The 23,043-nt window shown below is 69.3% G+C and carries 6 protein-coding genes; all 6 read right to left on the bottom strand.

The features are described 5' to 3' along the window. Positions 1-12: 12 nt before the first annotated feature. The gene (locus ACH4FX_RS03535) at positions 13-1,938 is read right to left on the bottom strand and encodes a galactose oxidase-like domain-containing protein (RefSeq protein ID WP_398474706.1); all 1,926 of its coding nucleotides are present in this window, start codon (positions 1,936-1,938) and stop codon (positions 13-15) included. Positions 1,939-1,965: 27 nt separating this feature from the next. Then, positions 1,966-3,930: a glycosyltransferase family 2 protein gene (locus ACH4FX_RS03540; RefSeq protein WP_398474708.1), complete on the bottom strand. Its 1,965-nt coding sequence runs from the start codon at positions 3,928-3,930 to the stop codon at positions 1,966-1,968. A gap of 1,489 nt (positions 3,931-5,419) precedes the next feature. Continuing rightward, entirely contained in the window at positions 5,420-7,813 is a 2,394-nt protein-coding gene (locus ACH4FX_RS03545) for a UvrD-helicase domain-containing protein (RefSeq protein WP_398474710.1), read from the bottom strand. Continuing rightward, complete coding sequence (locus ACH4FX_RS03550; protein ID WP_398474712.1) at positions 7,810-14,478, bottom strand: DEAD/DEAH box helicase; 6,669 nt, start codon at positions 14,476-14,478, stop codon at positions 7,810-7,812. Before ACH4FX_RS03550 ends, ACH4FX_RS03545 begins: the two co-directional genes overlap by 4 nt. Next, positions 14,475-19,892 (bottom strand): hypothetical protein, encoded by a 5,418-nt coding sequence (locus ACH4FX_RS03555; RefSeq protein ID WP_398474714.1) that lies wholly within the window; start codon positions 19,890-19,892, stop codon positions 14,475-14,477. Before ACH4FX_RS03555 ends, ACH4FX_RS03550 begins: the two co-directional genes overlap by 4 nt. Continuing rightward, a complete protein-coding gene (locus tag ACH4FX_RS03560; RefSeq protein WP_398474716.1) occupies positions 19,889-23,014 on the bottom strand; it encodes a DEAD/DEAH box helicase in 3,126 nt (1,041 codons plus the stop codon). Before ACH4FX_RS03560 ends, ACH4FX_RS03555 begins: the two co-directional genes overlap by 4 nt. Positions 23,015-23,043: the final 29 nt, after the last annotated feature.

The raw sequence follows: 23,043 nt of genomic DNA on the forward strand, positions 1-23,043 counted from the left end.
CCCGTACGCCCCTCACGTCACCTGCACCCACCGGGCCGGCGACGGGGTGCCGCGCGCGTCGGTGACGGTGAGCATGTACCAGCCGCGTGGCACCAGGCCCGGGGACTTGGGCACCGTCACGCGCAGCCGGGTGCCGTGCTGGGCGATGTCCAGGGCGATGGAGCGCTGTTCGATGTCCGTGGTGTGGGTGACCGCGCTGGGACGCATCAGCCGGGCCCCGCGCACGGTGCCGGCCGCCTCCAGCGTGAACGTGGCGGCGGCGCCGCGCGCGATGCGGGACGGGCCGGCCAGCACACGGGGCCGGGAAGGGCGGTAGAGGTAGGGCGGCGAATAGACCTCGATGCGTTGTTCGAAGGAGCCGTCCTGGGTGTTGGCCTCGTCGGCGAAGAGGGGGTCGGAGCCGAAGGTGGCGATCCGCCCGTCGGGCAGCAGCAGGGCCTCGGCGTGGTAGTTGCGGCCCACGCCGGGCTCGGCGGCGGGGCGGAAGACGTCGTGTACCGGGTCGTAGAACTGGGCGACCAGATGGTCGCTGGTGCCCTTGCCGCGGTAGTCGCTCGATCCGCCGGTGGTGAAGACACGGTCATCGGGGGTGAGGACCGCGTTCAGATAGCGGGTGCCGCGGCCCAGGTCCGGGCCCCGGCGGTAGCGGGGCGCGGGCCGCGTCAGGTCGGCGATGGCGGTACGCCCGGTCGCCCGCGGCGACTCGCCGACGCCGCCTCCGCCCAGGATCATGACCCGCTGCTGCTGGGCGGGCGGCAGGAGCACGGAGGCAGAGGTCTCGGTCAGGTCGGCCTCGTCCAGTCCGGGCACGGGCTGGAAGGTGTTGCCGCGTACGTCCCACAGGCCCGGACTGCGGCCGCGGTCGGCGGGGCCGTAGCCGGAGCTGGAGCCGGAGTAGAACAGCTTGCCGTCGGCCGTCAGGAACAGGGCCGGATAGGTGGGGAAGTAGCGGTTGGGCCCGGGTGACCAGGTGCGGGTGGCGGGACGGTAGATCTCGTTCCTGCCGGGGATGATCTGGCCCATGTCGTCCAGGCCGGAGGCGGCCAGTACCGTGCCGTCCGCCAAGGTGGCCAGGCTCGGGTACCAGCGGGCTTCGGCCATGGGGGCGGTCGGTACGTAACGCTCGGCGACCGGGTCGAATTCGTAGGCTTCCCGGATGCCCTGGAAGTCTTTCTTGTCCAGGGCGAGTTTGCTGGCCGTGCCGTAGTGGTTACGGGCGTCGGCGCCGCTGAGCCCGTCGATGGTGTACCGGGCCGCGGTGTGCGTGGCGCCCTCGGGGCCGGGGCGGTCGGCTTCCACGTACACCCGGACCCGGCTGGCGGTGACCCGTACCCGCCGGCCCCCGTCGACGGGAACCTTCCGCGCCCGGGGCACCAGGACGGCGCTCTGCGAGCGGTAGGTCTTGCCGGCCGGCGAGCGGAAGACGGTGCCTTGGGGCAGCGTCTTCGGGGCGTCGGGGTACTCATTGCTGACGATCATGGTGCCGCCGGCGCGGTGGACGTCGCCTTCGAGCTTCTCGTAACGGGCGGTGCCCCCGGCCACCAGCAGCCGTCCGCCGGGCAGCTGGGCGTGCCCGCCGCAGAACAGGTCCTTGGGCGTGGGCACTTCCGTGAAGGTGTTCCCGGCCGGGTCCCACAGCACGCTGCGGAAGGTGCCGGCGGCGAACTGCTTCTCGTCGTTGCCGGAACCGGCGATCAGCAGCACCTTGCCGGTGTGCAGCAGTGCGGCGTGGATGGCGTTGACGCGCCACCGCTCGGGGACCTCCACGGTCTCCCAGCGCCCGTGGTCGGCCAGGTACTCCGGTCGGCTGATCACGTACTGGTGGTAGGCCCGGGTGGCGATGCCGTGGACGGCCGGGGCGTTCAGTCCCGCCAGGGTCAGCAGGGCGGCCGCCCCGATGACCGTTTTGCGGGTGCGGGCGCTGGGGCGGTACGGCACGAAGGTCCCTTTCTCGGCTGCGCGGAGTTACGACGCGGTGGGCAGGCCCCGGCCGGTGGTGACGGGTGTGCCCGCGCCGGTGGTGACGGGTTTGTCTGAACCGGTGGTCACGGGTATGCCCGGGCCGGTGGTGGCGGGCTTGCCCGGGTCGGCGGCGACGGGTGTGCCCGGGCCCTGCGCGGCCGTGAGCCGGGGGCGGGCGAGGCGGACGCGGGCGGGCCGGGTGCGCCGGCCCCAGCGCCAGAGCACCGGCGGGGCCAGGGCGATGACCAGAGCCATCAGGGCCCAGACACACATGGCCACCTGGGTGTGGCCGAGCAGCGGAGCGGCCAGCAGGCAGCCGGCGAACAGGGCGGCCCACGCCAGGTGGGTGGCGAAGGTGCGCCACGTGTCGGGGCTCGCCGTGTCCCCCTTGGCGGTGACCACGAACCCGGCCTTGCGGCGCAGCACCGCCGCGGCCAGCGACCGCGCGTACAGAGGAGCGGACAGCGCCGAGAGCGCCATGCCGACCGCGCCGGAGGAGCCCTGGGGCTCGTGCGGGCTGACGTTGTGGCGGCGGTTCCACAGATACAGGCCGATCTGCAAGGCGGCCGCGTCGCTGTAGAGCATGAGCCACACCTGCGACTCGATGTGGATGCCCGAGGCGCCCAGCCCCAGGAACAGCAGGCAGGACAGGCCGCCCAGCATCCAGTTGACGGCCGTCAGCGGGTAGTAGGCGATCATGAGGGCGTAGTTGAGGATCCGCCCGGGCGGGAGGCTGAACACGGCGCGCGGGAACTGGCGGCCCAGGGTCTCGTAGGTGCCCCGGCTCCAGCGCAGCTGCTGGTTGAAGAAGTCGCTCCAGGCCGCGGGGCCCTCGCCGACCGCCAGGACGTCCGGGGTGTAGACCGAACGCCAGCGGCGCCCCGTGGCCGGGTTGCGGTGCCGGTGTATCTCCATTCCGGTGGCCATGTCCTCGGTTATCGAGTCGTACAGGCCGCCGACCTGCTTGAGTGCGCTGATGCGTATGCAGTTGTTGGTGCCGACGAACATCGGGGCACGGTAGGCGTTGCCCGCCCGCTGGATCAGGGCGTGGAAGAGGAACTGCTGGCTCTCGCAGGCGCGGGCGAGGGCGCTTTCGCAGTTGCCGTAGACCTGCGGCCCGACGACGAAAGCGACGTCCGGATCACGGAAGTAGCCCAGCATGCGCTCCAGGAACTCCGGCAGCGGTACGTGGTCGGTGTCGACTCCGGCCATGAATTCGTAGGCGTGACCGTGCTGGTCCAGCCAGGCGTTGTAATTGCCGTGCTTGGTGCGCGCGCGGAACGGCCCCGACGGCTGGTTCCAGTTCACGACGTTCTTCCGGGAGAAGTGCCGCACCCCCAGCTCCCGGCACAGCTGCCGCGCCTCGCGCGAGTTGCCCTCGTCCAGCAGCCATACGTCCACCCGCCCCTCGTGGCGTACCGCCCGTGCTCCCCGCAGCGTGGCCCGCACCATGGCCAGGGGTTCTTTTCCGGGTACGAAGCTGGTCAGCAGGGCCACCCGGCTGCCGGGGCGGGGCGTCACCGGGACCGGGTCACGGGCCATCAAGGTGGCGTGCGCGTTGGACGCCACGTTGACCAGTCGGAAGGTCTCCAGCAGCCCCAGGGATATGAGCATGACCAGGTCGGCGCCGCGCTCCCAGGCGCTCACACCCGGACGGTGCACCCAGTGCTGCGGTTGCATCAGCCACACGAGCAGCCCCAAAGAGACCAGCGGCGCGCCGGCCAGCAGCAGCGCGGTGCCGATCCGGTGCCGCCCCGAGCCCAGCAGGCTGCGGTAGCGCACCCGGTAGGCGTCGCCGTCCGCGCCGGGCTCCGGGTCGGTCAGCGGACCGGCCAGCCGGCTGAAGCGCGGGTAGTCGTACGGTCTCTCCGCGGGCTCGTCCGGACCCGCGGAGGCCGCGGCCGGGGCCGGAAGGGCTGGACGGCGGCGCCGTGAGCGTCGCCGGAAGCTGTGCTGCGTCGTGGACATGGAACGGTCCCCGCATGCTCGGTCTGCCGCCTCATGGCAGGCAGATAGGGCAATCAGGGAAAAAGCTAACAAGGGTTCGCGCGAGGGGCCTCTCAGAAGCCGCCATCCGCCCGGGCCCGAGCCGAGCAGACGCCCAACAGGGCCCACTCGGCCGCGAACCGTGACCCTTTGGCCAACACTCCCGGCGGCCGGAAACCGGCGCGGGCTCGCTCGGCAGAGTGCAGTGCCGACGCCGCCCCGGCTACCGGCGGACCGAACCGGCGTCCTAGCCCAGGAAGCTCAGCCGGACCTTCCGTTCGGGGTTGTCGACGTTGGTGTCCGCCAACCTCCGTTAAGGCGACCGTCAGGGTAGCCGACGAGCAACCCCTGGACTGACACGGTCTTAGGTGGATGTGCGCCGTCCAAAGAGTCTGGAACCTGGGGTATCGGTCTCGGAACTGCCGGACCGCGCCATGCACGGGGATGCTGGCACAGGCGAGACCGAAGCCGTCTGCGGCGAGCTGCGCGTAGATGCGTTCCGCGATCTCGCCGGCGAGGATGTCATCGTCCTGCCACACTGTCCGGACAATCCGGGGAAATCCCGCGGTTCGAAACCCGGTAACGACGTGGAGGGACTCGTCGGCAAGGTCGCACCTCCCACGAGATCACATCGGGCCCTCCCACAGATCGTCGCTGGTCACCACGACACCTGCCCGTCATGCTGCCCGTCTCCGGGCTGGAAGACCCGACCACCCTCGATCCGCGCCTCGGCCACGGGCACTGGCACTGGCACTGGCACCCGGAACGACGGCCCTGGCCCAACTCGTCCACGAGCTATGCGGCAACCCCAGCGCCCCCGGCACACGAATACCAACGCGTTCAGACGGCCGCCCCTCACCGTCCGCGCCCACAGACTCACCCCCGCCGCCTAGAAACCCCTGCAGCCCTTCGCCGCTACCTTCGACGTCCCCAGCCCCGCCCTCTGCAAGCCGACATCGCCCGACACCTGACCGACCTTGCTACCGGCCCAGGCCTCCTGCTGATCACCGACACCACCGGCAACGGCAACGACAAAATAGCCTTCCACGCCGAACGCATCATGGCCGAAGCCGCAGGATGCTCCGGCCTGGCCGCTCTACCGCCCACCTCCTCCAGTCCCTCACCCCCTCACCAAGCACCACCATGACGGCTGAGGCATACGTCGCGACCCCGGCCACGACCAATGCCCCAGTACGCCGGATCCATGTACCCGGACCGCCGTCACCGCCGCGTTGGGCACGGCACTGACAAAAGGACGTCTGCCGGTAGCGACTACTGGCACTGTCGGCACCGTTCACGCCACGCCGCCCCCAGGAGCCACTGCCACCCGGAAGCTCGCCCAGACGGGCACACGCGCCAGGACATATGGCTTGCGGCGCACAGCTCCAGAAAACTCATTCTCACCGAGCCGGTCACGTCCACGACCACACCACTGCAAGCCCACGTCCACTCCCCGGGCACACGGCTTCGTCTACACCGGCAGGATTGGGCTCGGCGCTCCGTGCCAAGAGATGCGCAGAACGTCGCGGGCGCGGGTAGTGGCGACGAAGAGCTGGTTGCGGCTCTTCTTCAGCTCGCGTTCATAGCGCTTGGGGTCCCGCTTCTGGTACTTCTCGACGACTGTGGCGCTCGGCAGGACGCCGTCGCTCGCGCCGACCACGGCGAGTTTCTGGTACTCGAGTCCCTTGAAGCGATGCATGGTTCCGATGTGGACCTCACCGCCGCCCTGCGGGCCGTCCTTGGTGAGGGTGGCGGTGGTGATGCCGTGCTTCATCTCCAGGTCGGCAGCGACCCGTCCGGCCATCTCGCCGTCGGCGACACAGACGGCCATGGTGCCGCTGGGGTCGCGCACAGTGCCGTCCTCGGTCGGCTGGACGATCTCCCCGCGCCAGTTCTTCAGCGCCGCGGCGAGCTGGGTGATCTCGTCGTCCCAGTCGGCGCAGGAGACCAGTTCGGGGACAGGGCCGCGCAGCAGGGAGTGGTAGCCGTCCAGGTTGTCGGTGCCGTCGTCGAGATCGTCGTACGTGGCGTCGCCAACGACCATGGCGGCCTTGTCGAGGATCTCCTGGGTAGTGCGGTAGCTGAGGGTCAGCTTCGAGGAGCGGCCGCGGATGTTGATGCCGACGGTGGAAAGGGTGACTTGGCGGTCGTAAATGCGCTGGTGGGTGTCGCCCGCGATGAACAGGTCGTCGGGCCCCTGGGCCACCATCGCGCGCAGCATCTTCCAGTGGGCCGGGCTGAGGTCCTGAGCCTCGTCGACGACGATGTGCCGGTAGCGGTGGCGCAGGTAGCGCTTGCCCGAGCTGTTGGCATCGAGGTGGATCAGATCGCCGCCGACCTCTTCCTTGCGCTCGGCACGGATCTGGATCTTGCGGGCGCGTTCCATTTCGTAGCGTGCCGCGCGCTCGGCGGCCTGGGCCCAGGTCTCGCGGCTGATGCCGTTCAGGCGCAGGGTGAGCTGGTCGAGGATCTTCCAGATGACGGCACGTTCGGGGCGGGTCAAAGCCTTTCCCATGCCGGCCCGGCGGGCCTTGAAGTAGTCCTGGCGGGTGGCGAGGGACTGGCCAAGGACGATCTGTTCCCACTCGTCGAGGAGGAATTCGGCGTCCCAGCGCTTCTCGTCGTACTCGAAGAGGATCTCGCGCAGGACTTCCAGGGCCTTGTCGTCGGTGGTGAGGGAGCGCTGGGAGCCGGGGGCGGTGTTCTCGTTGAGAACGCCCTGGGCCAGTTGGTCGATGTGCTTGATGTCGACGCGTTCCAGCAGTTCGGGTCCCACCAGGGAGGTGAGGCGCGAGCGCAGGTCGGCGGTGAGGTTCTTGGTGTAGGTGGTCAGCAGGATCGGCTTGCCGTGGCCGGGAGGGAGCTGGGACGCAAGGCGCGCTACGCGGTGCAGCGCGACGATGGTCTTGCCGGTGCCCGGTCCGCCGCTGACGCGTGCGGGGCCCTTGTAGTGCCTCTCGACGGCCTTGCGCTGGGTGGGGTGAAGGTAGACCTTCCAGGCACGGAAGTCGCCTTCGGCCAGTACGTTGCGAATGTCGTCGTCGACGGTGGTGACCGCGGTGCGGGACAGGGCCGCGGCCATGTCGTTCTCGAAACCGGGCTCAAGCTCGGCGGCGGCGGGCCGGGTGATCTCGTCCTCGACCTCCTGGATGTCCATGCCGGAGCCGAGCCCGGTGAGAACCTCGGCGGTCAGCCGCGGGGCGCCGGCGATGAGCTGATCGAGCTCTTCCTCGGTGGTCACCGTGAGCGCGAGGTCGACCAGGGCTTCGGCAACGCCGAGGCGCCGCAGGTCCTCGGCAGTGCAGTCGCCGATCACCGGCCGCGCGGCCGCGGCGGAAGCGGGCGTGGGGACGGCCGCCTCCTCGTCCGGGACCGAGGCACGCGACTCCGCGACCGAGCCCGAAGTCGGCTGCTCCGCGACCGGGACGGCGGGCAGCGGGGCCTCGGCCTGAGGCGCAGTCCCGGGCTCCGCTTCGTCCACGGCCGGCGTCAGCTGAAGTCCCGCGCGCTGCAGCACGCTCTGGCCGACCACACCGAGATCGACGAACTCGATCTCACCGGTGATCCGGTTGATCGCGACGGACAGCTCTTCGTAGACGTCCTTACGGTGCCGTACGGCCACGACCAGCCACTGCTGCACACCGTCGGCACCAGCCCCCGCACGGGCCAACAGCGCCCGGTACTTGGGGTTGATCCTGGCCCGGTAGATGCGGCCGTCGCCCTTGAGCGGCTTGAGGTCGAGACTTGGGTGTTCGGGGTTCTGCCGGAAGAGATGGCAGAAGTCGTAGAACTTCGTCTTGACCGACGAGTCCATCTTATAAAGCTCGTTCTCGGCCTTCTGGTACAGGCTCAGGCGGGCTGTCATCGTGCGGCACTCTGTTCGTCGGAGTCGGGCAGTGCGGCGAGAAGCGCGTCGAGGTCCGCGAGCCACTCCTCGGCGGTGCGGACGGTGTATCCCGCGTCGCGGTAGGCGCCCCAGGTCTTGACGCTCTCCTCGTCCTCTTCGTCATACAGGTCGACCATAACGGCGATCTTGCGCTCGGCGTCGGGCCAGGCAAAGTCGGCGAGCCAGCCTCGTTCGCCAAGCTCGTAGCCGTACGCGGGGGCCTTCTTTCCTCGGTCGGCGAGGAGGTGCGCGAGGCGGGTGAGAGGGGCGTCGGCGCCGTCCTCGTCGAGGAGTTCGAGGATCTCCCGGTCCCAGAGCAGGTCGCGCAGGGCCGTCTCGACACGAGAGTCACCCGAGGGTTCGCGCGCGATCAGGGCGGCGCCCGCCGCTGGGCTGCCGTGGCGCATGACGAGGGTTTCGAGTTCGCCGACGCCGCCGAGCGCCTTGAGTACGGACGGGTCGAAAGCGCCGGCCGCGGAGGTGGTCAGCTGGGCGCCGTCGCCACCGTCGTACGCGAGGAACTGCAGGACGTTGGACCACTGGAGCCAGGCGCGCCAGCGCGCCTTGTGCTCCGGCGTGCCGAGCTGAGCCAGGTCGGTGTCGTCGAGACAGGTCAGCGCGGTGCAGCGCTGTGTGGCCCCGTCGACGAGGAGTGCGACGGGCAGACTGGAAGCGTCCCACGCCTGGAAGAGGTTGAGGGTGCCGGATCCCGTTACGGGTGACGGGCCGATGCCACCGGTGTCGCCCCAGGCCTGAAGCACCCGGCCGAGCTGCTCACCCGCCTGCTCAGCAGTGCCGTTACCGACGAGCAGCTTCTTGTCGCCTCCCAGGAGTCCTCCCACCACGGCGGTCGCCCGCTTGCCCCAGGCCGCGTTGTCCGGTCCGCGCAGGTAGGAGAGCAGCATGCTCATCGGGTCGGCGAAGACGGTGTCGGCGAGGTCGTCCCCGCCGCCGTACAGCTGCTTGGCGACAGCCCGAGCGCTGTGCGGGTACGGCGGCCACACAGCCTCGGCGGTCTCCCGCGCGGCCCCACCCCCGGAAACCGAGGCCTTCTGCTCGAAGGAATCGAGGTCGTCCCACGTCAGCTGGAACACGATCCGGCCGTCTGCGCGCAGTCGGTTGCGCTTGTCGGCGTCGCCGGCGAGCCGGTTGTGCTTGCGCGTGGCGTGGTAGCGGTGCCCGTCCAGGTAGACAGTGATCTTCTGCTTGGGCCCGTCGGTGCGTTCGAAGGTGAAGTCGGTACGCGTGAAGCCCTCGTTGCGCTGAGCGGTGAGCCGCCAGCCGTGCACCGTGCCGGCCTCGTCCAGGCGCAGGTATCCGCTGTTGTCGCCGCTCTCGTCGAGGACGGTGTCATCGCGCTTGGCGGCCCAGCCGCGCAGGGCCTTGAGGAACCGGGTCTCCAGATCGGACTCGACCTGTCCGTCCAGGCCGATCTGGTCGGTGTTGCCGACCTGTTCGGTGTCCCAGGCGTCGGTTTCGGTGCCCAGTAGCCCGTCGAGGATCTCCAGAGCGGCCGGGCGCGAGACATGCTCAGCGTGCCGGTCCTCGGCGTAACGCAGCATGCATCGGTGGCATGCCGCCCTGCTTTCGTCGTTGCAGGGGCAGTCGACCAGGATGCTTCGGGCGTCCTCGAGGACCTGCCGGAAGTCGGCCGGGGCGGTGAGCCGGTCGAGGTAGCCGGTGCCGTGCGGCAGCTTGTCGTACAGGACCAGGAAGTTGCGCTTCTCGCCGGTGGCCTGGTCGGGCATGGAGGCGAGCGTGGTGTCCAGGTGTTGCGGGTCGCCGCCGAAGGCGCGGTCCACGCCGAGGCGCAGGGCCGCTTGGAAGGAGTGGATTTTCTCTTCGACCAGGACGGTTGCGGCAGGCAGCAGGATGCGCAGGGCTTCCGTCTCCAGCTCGTGCGCGAGCAGGACCTGTTCCTGCGGCACACCCTTCGTTCCGCGTCGTACCGGGCACCAGGGCGTGTGGTGCTTGACGTCGCTCTGGCGGTTGGCGGAGTTGTCGACGGCGTCCCGGTCGTCGTCGAAGACCGGCCGCCCGTCCGCGCTGGCAGCTCCGCAGGAGGTGCACACCTGGAACGGCGCGATACGTACGCTCTGGCCCGCGAGCTGGTCGTTCTCCTGCGCGCCGACGCGCAGCGGCCCGGCGTTGACCTTGCGGATCACGGCCCTGCGGGTGTAGTCGACGCCGAAGATCTCACGCTTGTGCCGCCAGGATTTTCCGGCCACGAAGTGCTCGGGTGCGATGTCCACCGTGTCGATGACGGTGTAGTAGCGCCGGTCGCGATCGTCGCTCTCGTCGCCGATCCGCGCGTCGTCGCGCTTGGCGCGCGCGGTGACGACGGTGGGCTGCACGATCTGCCACAGGCTGCCGGAGTCGGCGATGCCGTCATCGCCGCAGCGCGGGCAGGGTGCGATGTCGCTCTCGGCGTGCTCGGTGCGCACGTACCCGCAAGAGGGGCAGAACCGCCAGGTGCGCCAGTCCTGCTCCTTGCCGGTGACGATGTCGATGCCGGTGATGCGGTGCTTGTAGCCCTCGGCGTAGAAGGTGTTCCCGGGGGCGAGTTCGGACAGCGCGTAAGCGCGCGGCCGCTCGTAGGAGTACGTCTTCGACTTGTAGCGCGGCTTCTGGTCGGCCGGCGCGGGTTCGGGCCAGTAGACGGTGGCGTCCAGGGTCGTCGTCGCGTCGGCCAGCGCGTAGTTCGGCAGCAGCCCCAGGTCGCACAGCACGTTCTGGGACGGCTGCCGCTGCCGAGTCCCGCCCGCCTTGGACAGGGCGTGCCACTCGGCCTCCAACTCGGCCTTCGTCCGCTCCTGTTCCTCGTCACCGTCCTTCAGCTCGTCGATCGCCGCCCGGATGGTGCGGATGCGGGTGCGCAGCTTGTTGTTCTCGCGCTCCCACTCCCGCTCAGCCTTCTCCACGGCGCTGCGGATGCCGCGCGTCGCGTACTGCTTGAGCTCCTCGGCGGCGGTCCGGCTCACCCCGGTCGGGAAGAGCGCCAGGAACTCCGCGACGAGCTCCTCCCCGCGCGCGAGGGCGGCATCGGTGAGGTCGGCGAGGTAGCCGGAGGGCCCGAACAGCTCGTCCACCCTCCGTGACAGTGCGGCCAGCGGCTTGCCGTCCTCGCGCAGTAGCCGTCCGCGAGCCGCCAGGTCGAGCAGATGCGCGGTGTACTGGCGGCGCAGGATCTCGATCGCCGAGAGGTATGAGCCGGGCGGCACGATCAGCCCGTCGATCATCTCGCGTGGCTGCTCCAGGAAGTACTGGTCACGCCGCGAACGGCCCGGGATCGTCAGCAGGAAGGCATTGCCCGTACGCCGACCCGCGCGCCCCGCCTGCTGCGCGTAGTTCGCCGGCCGGCGCGGCAGCGCGCCGAGCACCACGGCGGACAGGTCTCCGATGTCGATGCCCATCTCCAGGGTGGGCGTGCAGGAAAGCACGTTCGGGTCGTTGAACCCCTCCCCCTTGCGGAAGGCCTCCTCGACGCGCTCGCGCCGGCCCCGGGAGAGCAGGCCGGTGTGCTCGGCGGTGATGACCTGGTACGTGCCGGCCCGCCGGTACAGACTGCGGTAGTAGTCCTCGCGGTAGTCGCGGTCCCGGTCGTGCCGGTCCACGGTCTCCCGCCACCGGTCCCCGGCGATCAGGCGTCCGGTCGAGCACCGGTACGCAGGACAGGGCTGCTGATGGTACTGGTCGAGCAGGGTGGGGTGCACGGTCTGCTCCCAGAAGCACTTGGGGCAGCGCACGTACGCCTCGTTGACCTCCTTGTCGGCCAGCAGCTGCAGCCGCAGCACACCCGGTTGGAGCCCGTACAGGCGGGCCGTCGTGTCGCGCGGAGTGCGTGCCGAGAGCAGACCTGCGTCGGCGAGGCGGGGCAGGAGGCGCACCCAGAAGTCGTCGGCCTGCTCGCGGGTCATGTCCAGGCAGCGCTGTGCCCACGTCTGGAACCAGGACAGGCGCCCGGTCGCGAAGTCGAACTCGCTCTTGTCCTTGGGCCGGGCGAGGAGGAACGTCGGCGCGGAGACTCCGCTCGGGAAGGCCTTCATGCCGCGCGGACGGCCGCCCCAGATGTAGAAGCGGCTGGTCCCCGCCTCGTCCAGGAACTTGGCGAGCCACCGGTGCCCGACCGCGCCGCGCGTGCGCAGTCGCTCCAACGTCCCGCGCAGGAAGGCGAGATAGCGCGCGTCGTCGTGCTCGGTGAGCTGAAGCCCGCGCTGCGCGGCCTCTTCGTGTGCGGTACGCACGAGGGCAATCGCGGCCTGCGCGTCGGGGATGTCCACCCAGGAGGCGGCGGTACGGGTCAGCTCCAGGGTGCGTCCGTTCCGGGAGCGGTGGCCGAACTCCATCGCCGCCTCGAACGCGAAACGCTCCCCGATGAGATCCCACGTCCGCTTGTCCCCGCCGCGCCCCTTGCCCGAGAGCAGCCGGTCCACGCCCGCGTCATCGTGCAGGTCGGGCGGTACGACGGCGGCGAGTGTCTCACGGTCGGTGGTGGCCTCGACGACGTCGGCGATCAGGTCGTTGAGGGCGCTGGGACGCTGCTCGCTGAGGTGCTTGGCGAACAGGGCCCGCAGGGAGAAGGTGTACGAGCGCGACGCGACGAACCCGGCCCGGTGCGCGGCGTCCTGCACCGAGTCGTTGAACATCAGCGTCTTCGTCTCGCGCTGTTCCCTGTCCATCTCCCCACCGGTGAACAGCTGAGTGACGGATGCGGCGGCAAGGGCGGCGGAGCCGGTACCGAGGAAGCGGATCGCGTTGTGGGTGCCGCAAGCCGGACACCAGTCGTCCTTGGCGGCCCGCTCGGCGGTGTCTCCGAGGAGGGCGAGCACGAAGGCCGAATCGGCGGTTGCGGGGCGTGGGTTGCCGTCGCCGTCGTAGTCCTCGATCGGGTCGGGCAGGCGAAGACGGCCCGCCGCACCGTCGAGGATCATGAGAACCCCCGCACCGCCGGTGGTCAGCGATCGCTGCGCCGCGCGGTCGATGGGCGTCCGGCCGTTGCCCTCGCGGGCCTCGTTGTCGGTGGCCGCGACCAGCGTGCGGACCTTGGCCTTGTCGGCCGTCACGGAGGCCCGGCGGATCTTGTGGGGCTTGAGGGTCAGCTCCTCCAGGTCCGACTCGGGTGCAAGGACGGACCACCCGGAACGCCCGCACTCCCGGCAGTACACGGCAGGAAGGAACAGGTCGGTGTTACGGGAGGCCGTGGTGTCCGGCGTGGCCCGTGACGGCGTCGGCGCCCCGTCACCGTCCCACGCGAACTCGGCCCGTGGCCACGGCAGCACGCCCCGCAGCATCCGCGACACGGACCGTGCCCACTGATGCAGTTCCACCTGCACGAACGGACGGACGAGACCGGCGGGCGCGTCCGGATCGCGCGCCACGGAGAGCAGGGCGACGAACCGGGCGAGCGCGAGCGCGGCGAGGTGCGGGCGGGTGGTGATCGCCTCTTCCCAGCGCTTCGCACCACTGCGGCGCATCACATCGAGGATTTCGTCGTACGTACGGACGTTGCCGTCGAAGGCCTTGAGGACGGCGTATGTGAGCCGGTTGCGCTTGAGGACACGCCCGAGTTCGACCGGGTCGGTGATGCGAACACCAGTAATGACCTCGACGAGTGCGGCGAACGCGTCGGGGCCGGACGCCGGATCGGGCAGGGTCGTGATCGCCTCGGGTAACGGGACCTCACCGGGCAGGAACTTCGCCTCGGGAATGAACGCGTCCACGGTCTGCCGGTCCTCGTCGATGATCGCGTCCTCGGTGAAGGCCGTGCCGAAGACGTTCGTGGCTACGGTCAGCAGGTCGCGTACGCCGTCGGCGTCCGTGCCGGAGGCCAGGGTCGCCGAGGTAGCGACGGGCGTGATCGTCCCCAGCGGCCGGTCGGGGCGAGTGGCTCCGACGGCAGAGGCGAGGCGCCGCAGGAGCATGGCGACGTCGGTGCCCTGCGCACCGTCGTAGGTGTGGAACTCATCCACGACGACGTACCGGATGTCGCACCCCTCCCACAGCGGTGCGTCGGCGGCACGCTGGAGGAGCAGGTCGAGCATCTTGTAGTTGGTGATCAGGATGTCCGGCGGAGACAGCTGCATGTCCTGGCGGCGGGTGTAGACCCGGTCGTACTCGGTCGCGGCCTTGTCCCCGATGTACAGGCCGGCACGGACACGGTTCAGCGCGTCGTGCTCGGTGAGCAGTTCGTTGATACGGCCGGCCTGATCGGTGGCCAGGGCGTTCATCGGATAGAGGAAGACGGCCTTGATGCCGTTACGGCCTGCGGCGCGCTCACGGGCGCAGTGATCGAGGACGGGGTAGAGGAACGACTCCGTCTTGCCGGATCCAGTGCCAGTGGTGACGAGAGTGGGCTCAGGAGTGTGACCGTTGCGCGTGGTGAGGCGCGCGAAGGCGCGGGCCTGGTGCGCGTACGGCGCCCAGCCGTCGGTACGGCGCCAGTCCAGGTGCTCCTGCCAGCCGTCGTCGGCGCGGGTGAAGGGGGTCCGAAGGCGCAGGTACGGCCCCCGGAACATCCCGGCCGACTCGTCCCCGAGAAACGCGTGCAACGCCTTCCGCACACCCTCGTCGGCGAGCCCGTACGTGGTGGACAGGTACTGGAGCAGGCTCTCTTTCAGCCCCTGCGCTTCGAGCGTCGGCCTCACGGCTTCGGAACCTCCATCTTGACGGGGTCCCACAGACCCTTGGCGATGGCCTCGTTAAGGCGCTGGGTGAAGTAGGCGTGGGCCGCGCGCATCTCGCGCTCGCGGTTGGCCTTGTAGAAGGGGGCGGTGTAGCCGTCGGGGACGGGGGGTGACTCGGGGAGCGGGGTGGCGGGGTCGGCAGGGAGCACGCCCTCGGGGCTCGGATCGCCTACGGCCTCGCGGAAGGCTTCGAACTGGGTCCAGTGGTCCTTGGTTTGGTCGAAGCCGTAGGTGTTCCGAGCCCCGGCAATCTTCCGCTCCGTCGCGTCGAACCACGTCACTTGGTCGTAGCCCTGCAACACCGGGAAGCGGGCCCGGTACATGGCGATGAGGGTGTCCGCGTCGATGCCGAGCCAGATGGCGACCAGCGCGTCGATTTCGACGAGCGCAGCCCGGCGGGCGTACTCGGTACGGAGTGGGGTGTCGCGTTGCCAGGTAGGGGTGACCTCGTACAGCTTGGTGCGCATACCCGGCCAGGTGATCGCCCAGGGCTCGTAGGCCTGCCACTTGGGATCGTAGAGGTCGGGCCAAAGTTCGGCGTAGGCGGTGGTGAGGCAGTTGAGGCGGAGGGTGCGGAGGAGGAGGGCGGGGGCTAGGGGGTGGTCGGACTGCGGAGCAGGCATCATTCGCGCGCCGGCAACTTGGAGATCACCACGCCCCGATGTCCTCAGCAAGTAGTCCAGCGACAGTGACGCCCAGAATCCAGCATTGAGCACTGTGGCACGCCGCGTCCCCGCTCGGGCGCTGTGCACCATGTGGACATGTGAGACCCCCGGAGGGACCAAGGCAGCGTAGAGTGCACGCTCTGTATCAGGGGCGATCTGGCGCCGCCATGCGACCCGATACCGCTCGCTGTACGGCGTGCCGGCCTTCGCCCACAGAAACGCCTCGATCTCTGCGTCCTCGACGTCCTCCGGCAACACCTTCCGCTTCTCGGCAACCTTCAGCCGCGCCAGCGCCCGCTCCTCGTCCGACGCGAGCAGCGCCTCGTACGCGTCCCAGTCAGTCCACCGGTCCTGCGCCCCCAGGAACACGTCCTCCGAGGTCGCCCGCCGGTACTCCGACTCCGGCACCGCGTCATCCGCGAGCGCCTGCGGGTCGAGACCGCGCGCCTCGCCAGCGCCCTGGCTCGGCTGCTTGAACAGCGGGTTGGCCACACCAATCTGCGGCCCTTTCAGGATCACATCGTTCCACGAAGCGGCGTGGTAGTCGTCCTGGCCGTCGATGCCAGTGTTGTAGTCGATGAGCCTCTGGTTCTTGCCGAGACCGAACTGCGCCTTCTTGGCTCCGCTTTCGTCGTAGCCGCGGGTGATGTTGGGGCCCAGCGCACCGAGCCGCAGCGGGTAGAGCCCCAGCGCATCGATCGCCGGATCCTCTGCCGTGCTCACCGGGGTGAGCATCCGGGTGTGCTCCACCGGCCCTTCGTCACCGGCGAGCCGCTGCCAGCGTTCCAGGGTGTCTGTCGTCACGCGGACCACCCGCTTTGGGTGCGGGCGCTCGTCCCAGTCTCCGTCGAACTTGAGCCCAGGGTCAGCTCCTGTGTTGTCAGCGCTCGCCGAAAACCGCAGCGTATCGACCGCGTACAGCCACGAGAGCGAGTCGAAACGGATCGGACCCGCGTTGCCGTAAATGTGCACTCCGAAATGGGTGGCATCACTGACGGGCCTTGGGAAGAAGCGCTGACCTGCATTGACGAAGTCACCATGCACCCGAAGGCGCCTGTACGCCGCCGCCCGCAGCTCAGCTTCCTTGTCTCCGAACAGATGCGAGTCAGGATGCAGCATGCCGGCAGTTCCATGCAGCCCGGAGTGGTCCCACACCTCGCACATGAACGCCCGATACAGGTCAGGCTGGCTCCCCGCGATGAGCGGGTACACCGGCGCGGACGACAGATGATCGGCCGTCGTCACCGTGTTGGTCACCTCGCCGAGCAGGTACCCTTGCACCTCCCCGCGCGCAAGCTCCGCCTCCCGCCGCCGGTTCTTCTCTTCAGCCTTCGGCTTCTCGTTGAGCATGAACCAGGGTTCGTACTCCGCGATGACGGGGTCTTCCTTCCACGTAGGCCGCACCCAAGGTGGATTCCCCACCTGGAGGTCAAACCCTCCGCCCTCCCTCGCGAACACCCCCGCAAAGTCCAACTCCCAGTGCAGGAACCCCTGCTCTTCGGCAATGTCCCGCACCACCCGCATCCACGGATACCGCTGCTCGACCGCCTTCCGGGCCTCGTCCATGTCCATCTCGGGCTGGGTCTGGATCACCTCCTCGAGGTGCTTCAGCTCCTCCAGGGAGTCGACGGAGGAGACGATCGTGCCCTCCTTCACGTCCCTCCTGCCGACCATGGACTCAAGTAAGTCGAGCCAGTCTGCGAGGTTCGTCAGCGGGACGATCGCGCGACGGGGTGCCAGGCCGTTCCCCTTCTTCGCCCCCGAAGCCGCCCGCTTGCCCTTGATCTCCTGCTGCTCGACAACCTCGCCCTCGCCTTCAACCCCGAAGGCCATCTGCTCGACGTACCGGGGCGCCGGCGCGTCCGCCACCGAAGCCAGCAGCCCGTCCAGGTCGACGCCCTCCCCGGCCGCGACGACCGGCGTCGTCGCGTACTCCGGGTCCGACCCGTCAAGCAGCCCCACCTGATCCAGCGGCCAGAACCACAGCGCGCACCACGCGTCCATGACCTGCTTGAGCCGCCAGTACGGAGATCCCTCCGCCTCGAAGAGGTCCGCGAAGACCTTCTCCTTGGTCAGCGGTAGCCCATCGTCGCCTACCTGCTTGTCGCGCCGCAGGAAGCCGTACTCCTCCCCCTCGGCACCCCACACGTCGATCGTGCGTGCGATCTCCCGCTCGCTGAGCTCCATCCGCTTGGCGACGAGCTGCCACAGGAACTCGACGCGCCGCGCCACCGCCTGCAGCCGGGCCAGTTCACTGCTCTTCCCGCCCGTCGACTTCGGCTTGGCGGCGATCGCCTTCTTCCAGGCCTTCAGCTGCCGCACCTGGTCCCCGGCCAGTTGCTCAACGAGCTTCTTCGCATCCCCGCTCGCACCCGCGACCGCACCCCACCCGGGCGTCGGCAGCAGGAACTGGTGCACAGCCCCCTCGGGCAGCGCCTGCTCTGCGCCGTCGTCCCGCGACCGGAACGGCAGCTTCGTCGGCGTAACCGCCCCGATTGTCCGCTCGTTCTTAACGCGGTCCGCCTCGTATACCCAACGCCGCGCCCCGATCAGCGAGTTGCCGCGCCGCAGGTGCAGCCCGAACCACGGTGCGCGCATGCCGGGGTGCATGGTGTTCAGCCACAGGGACACCTCGGCCAGCTCGACGCCGGTCGAGTTCAGGTCGATCCCGTACGCGTTGTGCAGCGCGATGTACGCCTTGACCTTCTGCTTCGCATCAAGCGCTTTCGACGTGTCCAGGCTGACGCCCAGCTCTTCCTGCCGCCGCTTCAGGTACTCCTCGGCGACCTGGTTGATGGCCTCGTTCAGGAACGCGCCCGACCCGAGCGCCGGCTCGCAGATCGTGAACTTCAGCAGGTCGCTCGCCCGCGTCTCGTCCGTGATGCGGTGCTTGAGCGCCAGCTCGACGGTGACCTGGGTCAGGGATTCGGGGGTGTAGTACGACGCGGAGGTCTCGCGGTCGCGTCCCGCGAGGCGGTAGACAAATGTCCCCTTGGCGTACTTCTTCGGGCCGCGCAGTCCGTGCTGCTCGGCGTCCTGCGCGGAGTACACGACGTGCGTGTTCTCCGGGTAGTCGTTCAGCCGGTGCGCGGGGATGAGCCACGAGCCCTTCTCGGGGTCGCCGTACTGCTTGCCGCCGCTCTTGCTGCCCGGCTTGGCGACCTCGGCGAGCTCCTCCTCCGCGATCCTGCCGGTGTAGGACATCAACCCCTCGTAGACCGCGCCTAGTTGGTTGATCCCCAGGTTCCGGTACGAGATGAAGCCGCCCTGCCGGCCCTTCGCTCCCGCCTCCTTCATGGTGAGCAGGCGCAGTACCTGGTGCAGGGCCTCGTTGCGCAGCCGCAGGTCGAGCCACCGCGGCTGCGTCTCCTCATCGCACTCGGGGTGGAGGACGTTGCGGCCGATGAGCGTGATGGCCTTCGGGTCGAAGAGTTCGCTGCGCAGCGCCTCGAAGCGCAGCCCGCGAAGCTCACTGCGCTCACCGGCGTCCAGGTGATCATCACGCTCGGTGCCGTGCGGGCGATGCCCGAAGTTGACCTTGTTGAAGAGGACGTCGAGGGACGCGTACAGGTGGAAGCCGCGCCGGCTCTCCTCATCGACCAGCTTGCGCTCGCGCGCCACCAGCTCGCGCAGGCGGGCGACCGAGTAGCCCGCCTCGTACGTGGAGTCGTCGGCGGGCAGGATGCCGAGCTCAGGGCGGGCCTCGGCATACAGGAGGAACAGGATGCGGTAGAGGTAGCGCAGCGACTCGCGGGTGAGCTGCTTGGCGAAGGGACCCTGCTGCGGGTCCTCGATCTCGATCGGCTCGATGCCCGCCTCGCGCAGACGCTCCAGTACCTCGTTGGCGATGATCTCTACGGAGCGCTGAAGCCCCTTGCGCAGGTCGGAGTTGACGCCGACGGCGTTGTCGCGCGACGCCTTGAGCAGGTCATCGACGCGGCGGCCCTTGCCGTCCGCGCGCGGGGCGAGCATGTCGTGGGAGAAGAGCGCGGCAAGCAGTGCGAGCTCACCGGTTTTCGAGGTGTCATTACGGGCCAAGGCCGCGTCCAGGCTCGCGGCAATGTAGCGGCCTTCGGCCCAGGCGGTGCGGTCGGCGAGCACGAGGACTCCGCCGCACAGCAGGAGCACGATGCGGGGCGGCTCGCCGCCCGCCTTGTGCAGTTCGCTCTGGAACAGCCAGCCGGCCAGCTTCTCCCCTGCCGTGAGCGTGCCCTCGGCGGTCTTCAGCGGGTGCAGAACCGACCCCGGCCCGTCGGCGTCAAGGGCGTCATCCAGACTGCCGGTCCAGCCGCAGTCGAGGGCGACGATGCCGTCACCGTGCCAGGCGACCTGAAGCTCGTACTCCCGGCCGGCGTTGTGCACGGTGAGCGTCCGGCCGCCCGACTCCCCGTAACCCAGGGCCGCGAGGACGTCCGCGTGCCAGGCGGCGACCCGCTCGGCCCACTCGCCGGTGACGTCCTCGTGTCCCTCCTGCGTCCGGGCCGCAAGGTGGGGCCGTACGGTGGCGGTGTACTCCCCGCGCAGCTTCGGCAGGAGTTCGCGCGGGGTGAGCCGGGAGTCGTTCGGGTCGGTCTCGCGGCTGGTCCAGAGGCTGAACAGCCCCTCCTCGCCCGCCTTGTTGCGCTTGAGGGTGTTCTCCAGCTCCTCGCTGAAGTAGTGGGCTGCCAGGTATTCGCCGCGGTTGGCGAAGGAGTCGTAGGTGTAGCTCATCGGGCGGACTCCTCAGCGTCGCCGGGGATCGGTGAGTGAAGGGGTTCGAGTACGGCGAGGACCCGCAGCATCGGGCCCCCCGCGGTACGCAGGCGGCGGACGAGGGCACGACGCCGCTCGGCGGTCTCGTACACCTCCTGCTTCCGCTTGCCGGTACCGACCGCGAACAGGGCCTCCTGCTCCCAGTCCCGCACCTTCTCCTCGTACGGGGCGAGGTAGGCGTCGACCTGCCGGTCGTAGTCGGCGCGGCGCTCGCGCAGGTACGCCTCGGCGGCATCAACGGCCGGAGACACTAAGGACTGGAGGAGTTCGGGTTCGACGGGCTTGTCGCGGCCCGGCATGCCGGGGCCGACTCCGCAGGCGGTGAGGAAGGCCGAATCCATGCGCCAGACGCGGGGATTCACGTCGGCTAAGCCTGTGACGGCCATCCACTCGACGACCGTCGGGCGGCCCGCCGCGTTGGAGTAGGCGCCCTGGAGGAGGAAGACCGGCCCGGTCAGCGTGGTCGGAAGGCCGGGATCGATGGCCGCGGCCTTGGCCGCATCGGCCCGGTAGGCGAGGACGAACGCCTCGTCGTACTTGAGCTTGGCGAGCACCTTGTCCGTCACCCAGTCCAGAACCGGGTGGATGTCGCCGACGTAGCTGACGTTGGGCCACTGCGAGGTGGGCTCGTCGCCCTTGCCCTGCTTGGCGTTGCGGGCCGCCTCCAGGCGCTGGGCGGCGTACGCCTTGTCGAAGGTGATCTTCAGGGTGCCGTCGTACCGAGGTGTGGTGAGGATCTTCTCCTGTACGAGGTACGACTTGGGCAGCTCGCGGAACCGGTACTGCAGATCGTCGGGCGGCGTGAACTCGATGCGGCCCCCAGCCGTCTCCGGCCGCCAGTTGAGGGCCTCACGCTCGGCTTCCGGATAGATCAGGTCCATCGCGGCGTGGAAGTATGCCCGGGTATCGGCGAAGACGTGCGGTACATCGGCCTCACGCACCGGGGCCGTGACGCTGACCGCCTGCGCTGCTGTGCGGTCGGTGAGACGGGCATTGGCATTGGCCAGGAGATCGGCGAGGACGCCGCCGGCACTTGCCTGGGACTGCTTGATGGACCGGTCGACCGTGCTGCCCTTGATGAGATCGCGGGTGAGGCGGTCCTCTTCCTTCTTGTCGTCGTACAGACCCGTGACCGCCTCCGCGCTGCCCTCGCCGCTCTCGATCTCGTGCGCCTGAGCCTCGCGGCGCAGCAGGCGGGTACCGACGAGCCGGTCGTCGAGGGTGAGCTGCTCGCCGGTCTCCTCGTCGCGCCGCCAGGGCACGTCGGCGGTGAGGGTGAGGGCGCGGAACTCGGGACTCACGGCCTGCCCGTAACGGTCGATGCGGCCGTTGCGCTGCTCGATACGGATCAGGGACCAGGGCAGGTCGTAGTGGATCAGGTCGTGGCACTGGTGGTGCAGGTTGACGCCCTCGGAGGCGATGTCGCCGGTGAAGAGCAGGCGTACGGGTTCGTCGGCACGGCCGAAGCGGTCGACGATCTCGCGCTGCTGCTGGTCGTTGGTCGTATCGCCGTGCATGACCTCGACGGTGCCGCCGTACGCCTTCCAAGGGCGGGACTCATCGGTGTCGGTCGCCTTCTGCTTGAAGCCGAGCCGGGCGGGTACCTCCTGGGCGAGCCAGGTCAGGGTGGCGATCCGCTCCGAGAAGACGACGACGCGTCGCTCGGAGCGCGGGCCGACGCCGAGGTCCTTGAGGGTGCGTACGAGGGCGTCGAGTTTGGCGGAGTCGGCGTCGGTGAAGTCGGCAAGCAATGCGCCGAGTTCGGTCAGCGCGGTCCGCTCGGTGGCAAGCGCGGCACGGCGTTCGTCGGTGTCGGTCTTGCGTTTGGGGTCGTCCAGGTAGGCGCGGCGGTTGGTGACGGACTGCTGCAGGGCCTTGTGCGAGGAGAGGAACGCCTTGAGGAAGTTGTAGGCGACCAGCGGGTCGGCGCATATCGAGGACCGGCCCGTCTCACCCGGGGTCCACTCGGCTGCGAGCTTCTCCAGGACGGCGACCTCCTTGGGGGTCGCCGGTGCTGGGACCGGAACCGAGGGCCCGCGCTCGGCCCATGGCTTGTCCTTGAGCCCGTCGCGCACCTCGCGGTCGGTCTTCGTGCGCCGGATGTAGAGGTGGTCGAGGTCGGCGACCTTGTAGTTCTTCGGGTCGGCGATCGCTGCCGGGTCGAGCATGCGGATCAACTCGGCGAACGACTCTGCGTCGCCGTTGTGCGGGGTTGCGGAGGCCAGGATCAGCGCGTCGGTGTGCTCGGCCAGGCGGCGGGCGAGGCGGTTGTTGCGGGTGCCCTTGTTGACAAGGTTGTGCGACTCGTCGATGACCACCGCGTCCCAGGAGATGTTCTCCAGGTGGTGTGCGTACGTGGCCGACTTGAGCGTGTCGACCGAGACGATGACCCGTTTGAAGTGCGCGAAGGGATTCCGCCCGGCCGGGATCTCCTGCTGGATGCGCTGAATGCCGGTGGAGTCGAGCCGTACGAGGGGCAGCGAGAAGCGGGTCCACAGCTCGCGCTGGAACTGCTCGAGCACATGCGCGGGGGTGATCACGAGGATGCGCTCGCCACGGCCCCGCCGGATCAGCTCGGCCAGGGTGATACCGATCTCAAGGGTCTTGCCGAGGCCCACCACGTCGGCTATCAGGAGGCGGGGCTGCGGGTTGCGCATGGACAGCGCCAGCTCAGCGGGGCGCAGCTGGTGCTCCTGCCGGTCCATGAGGTGCGAGTCCGCCAACGCGAGACCGTGCTCGGTCTGTGGGAGGGCAGTCTTGCGGATGACCGCCTCCAGGTAGAGGCGCGCCTTGGCGTGTTTGGAGGTGTCATCAGGCACCAGTCGGGTGCGGCGCGGGTCGAGGACGTCGATCTGGTCGAGGCCCTCGTAGAAGACCGCGTCGGTGCCGCGTACGAACGGAGAGACGCCGCTGACCTCGAGCATCAACCCGTCACGGGACTCGTCGACGGACTTGACCAACCACTGCTCGTCACGCACGCGCACCTGGGCGCCGGGCGCGAACGCCGCCTTTGTGCCCGGCGAGGCCGCCGGGGCGACGTCGCACGCCTCGGGTATCTCGGGCTGCCTCGCCGTGGTCACGTACTGCTCCTCTGATGCTGTTGATACGC

This window comes from Streptomyces sp. NPDC018019, assembly GCF_044327805.1.
Taxonomy (GTDB): domain Bacteria; phylum Actinomycetota; class Actinomycetes; order Streptomycetales; family Streptomycetaceae; genus Streptomyces.

Excerpts from the sequence above, each read along its gene's own strand:
- ACH4FX_RS03540 (WP_398474708.1), bottom strand. The coding sequence starts at position 3,930 with ATGTCCACGACGCAGCACAGCTTCCGGCGACGCTCACGGCGCCGCCGT.
- ACH4FX_RS03545 (WP_398474710.1), bottom strand. The coding sequence starts at position 7,813 with ATGACAGCCCGCCTGAGCCTGTACCAGAAGGCCGAGAACGAGCTTTAT.
- ACH4FX_RS03555 (WP_398474714.1), bottom strand. The coding sequence starts at position 19,892 with ATGAGCTACACCTACGACTCCTTCGCCAACCGCGGCGAATACCTGGCA.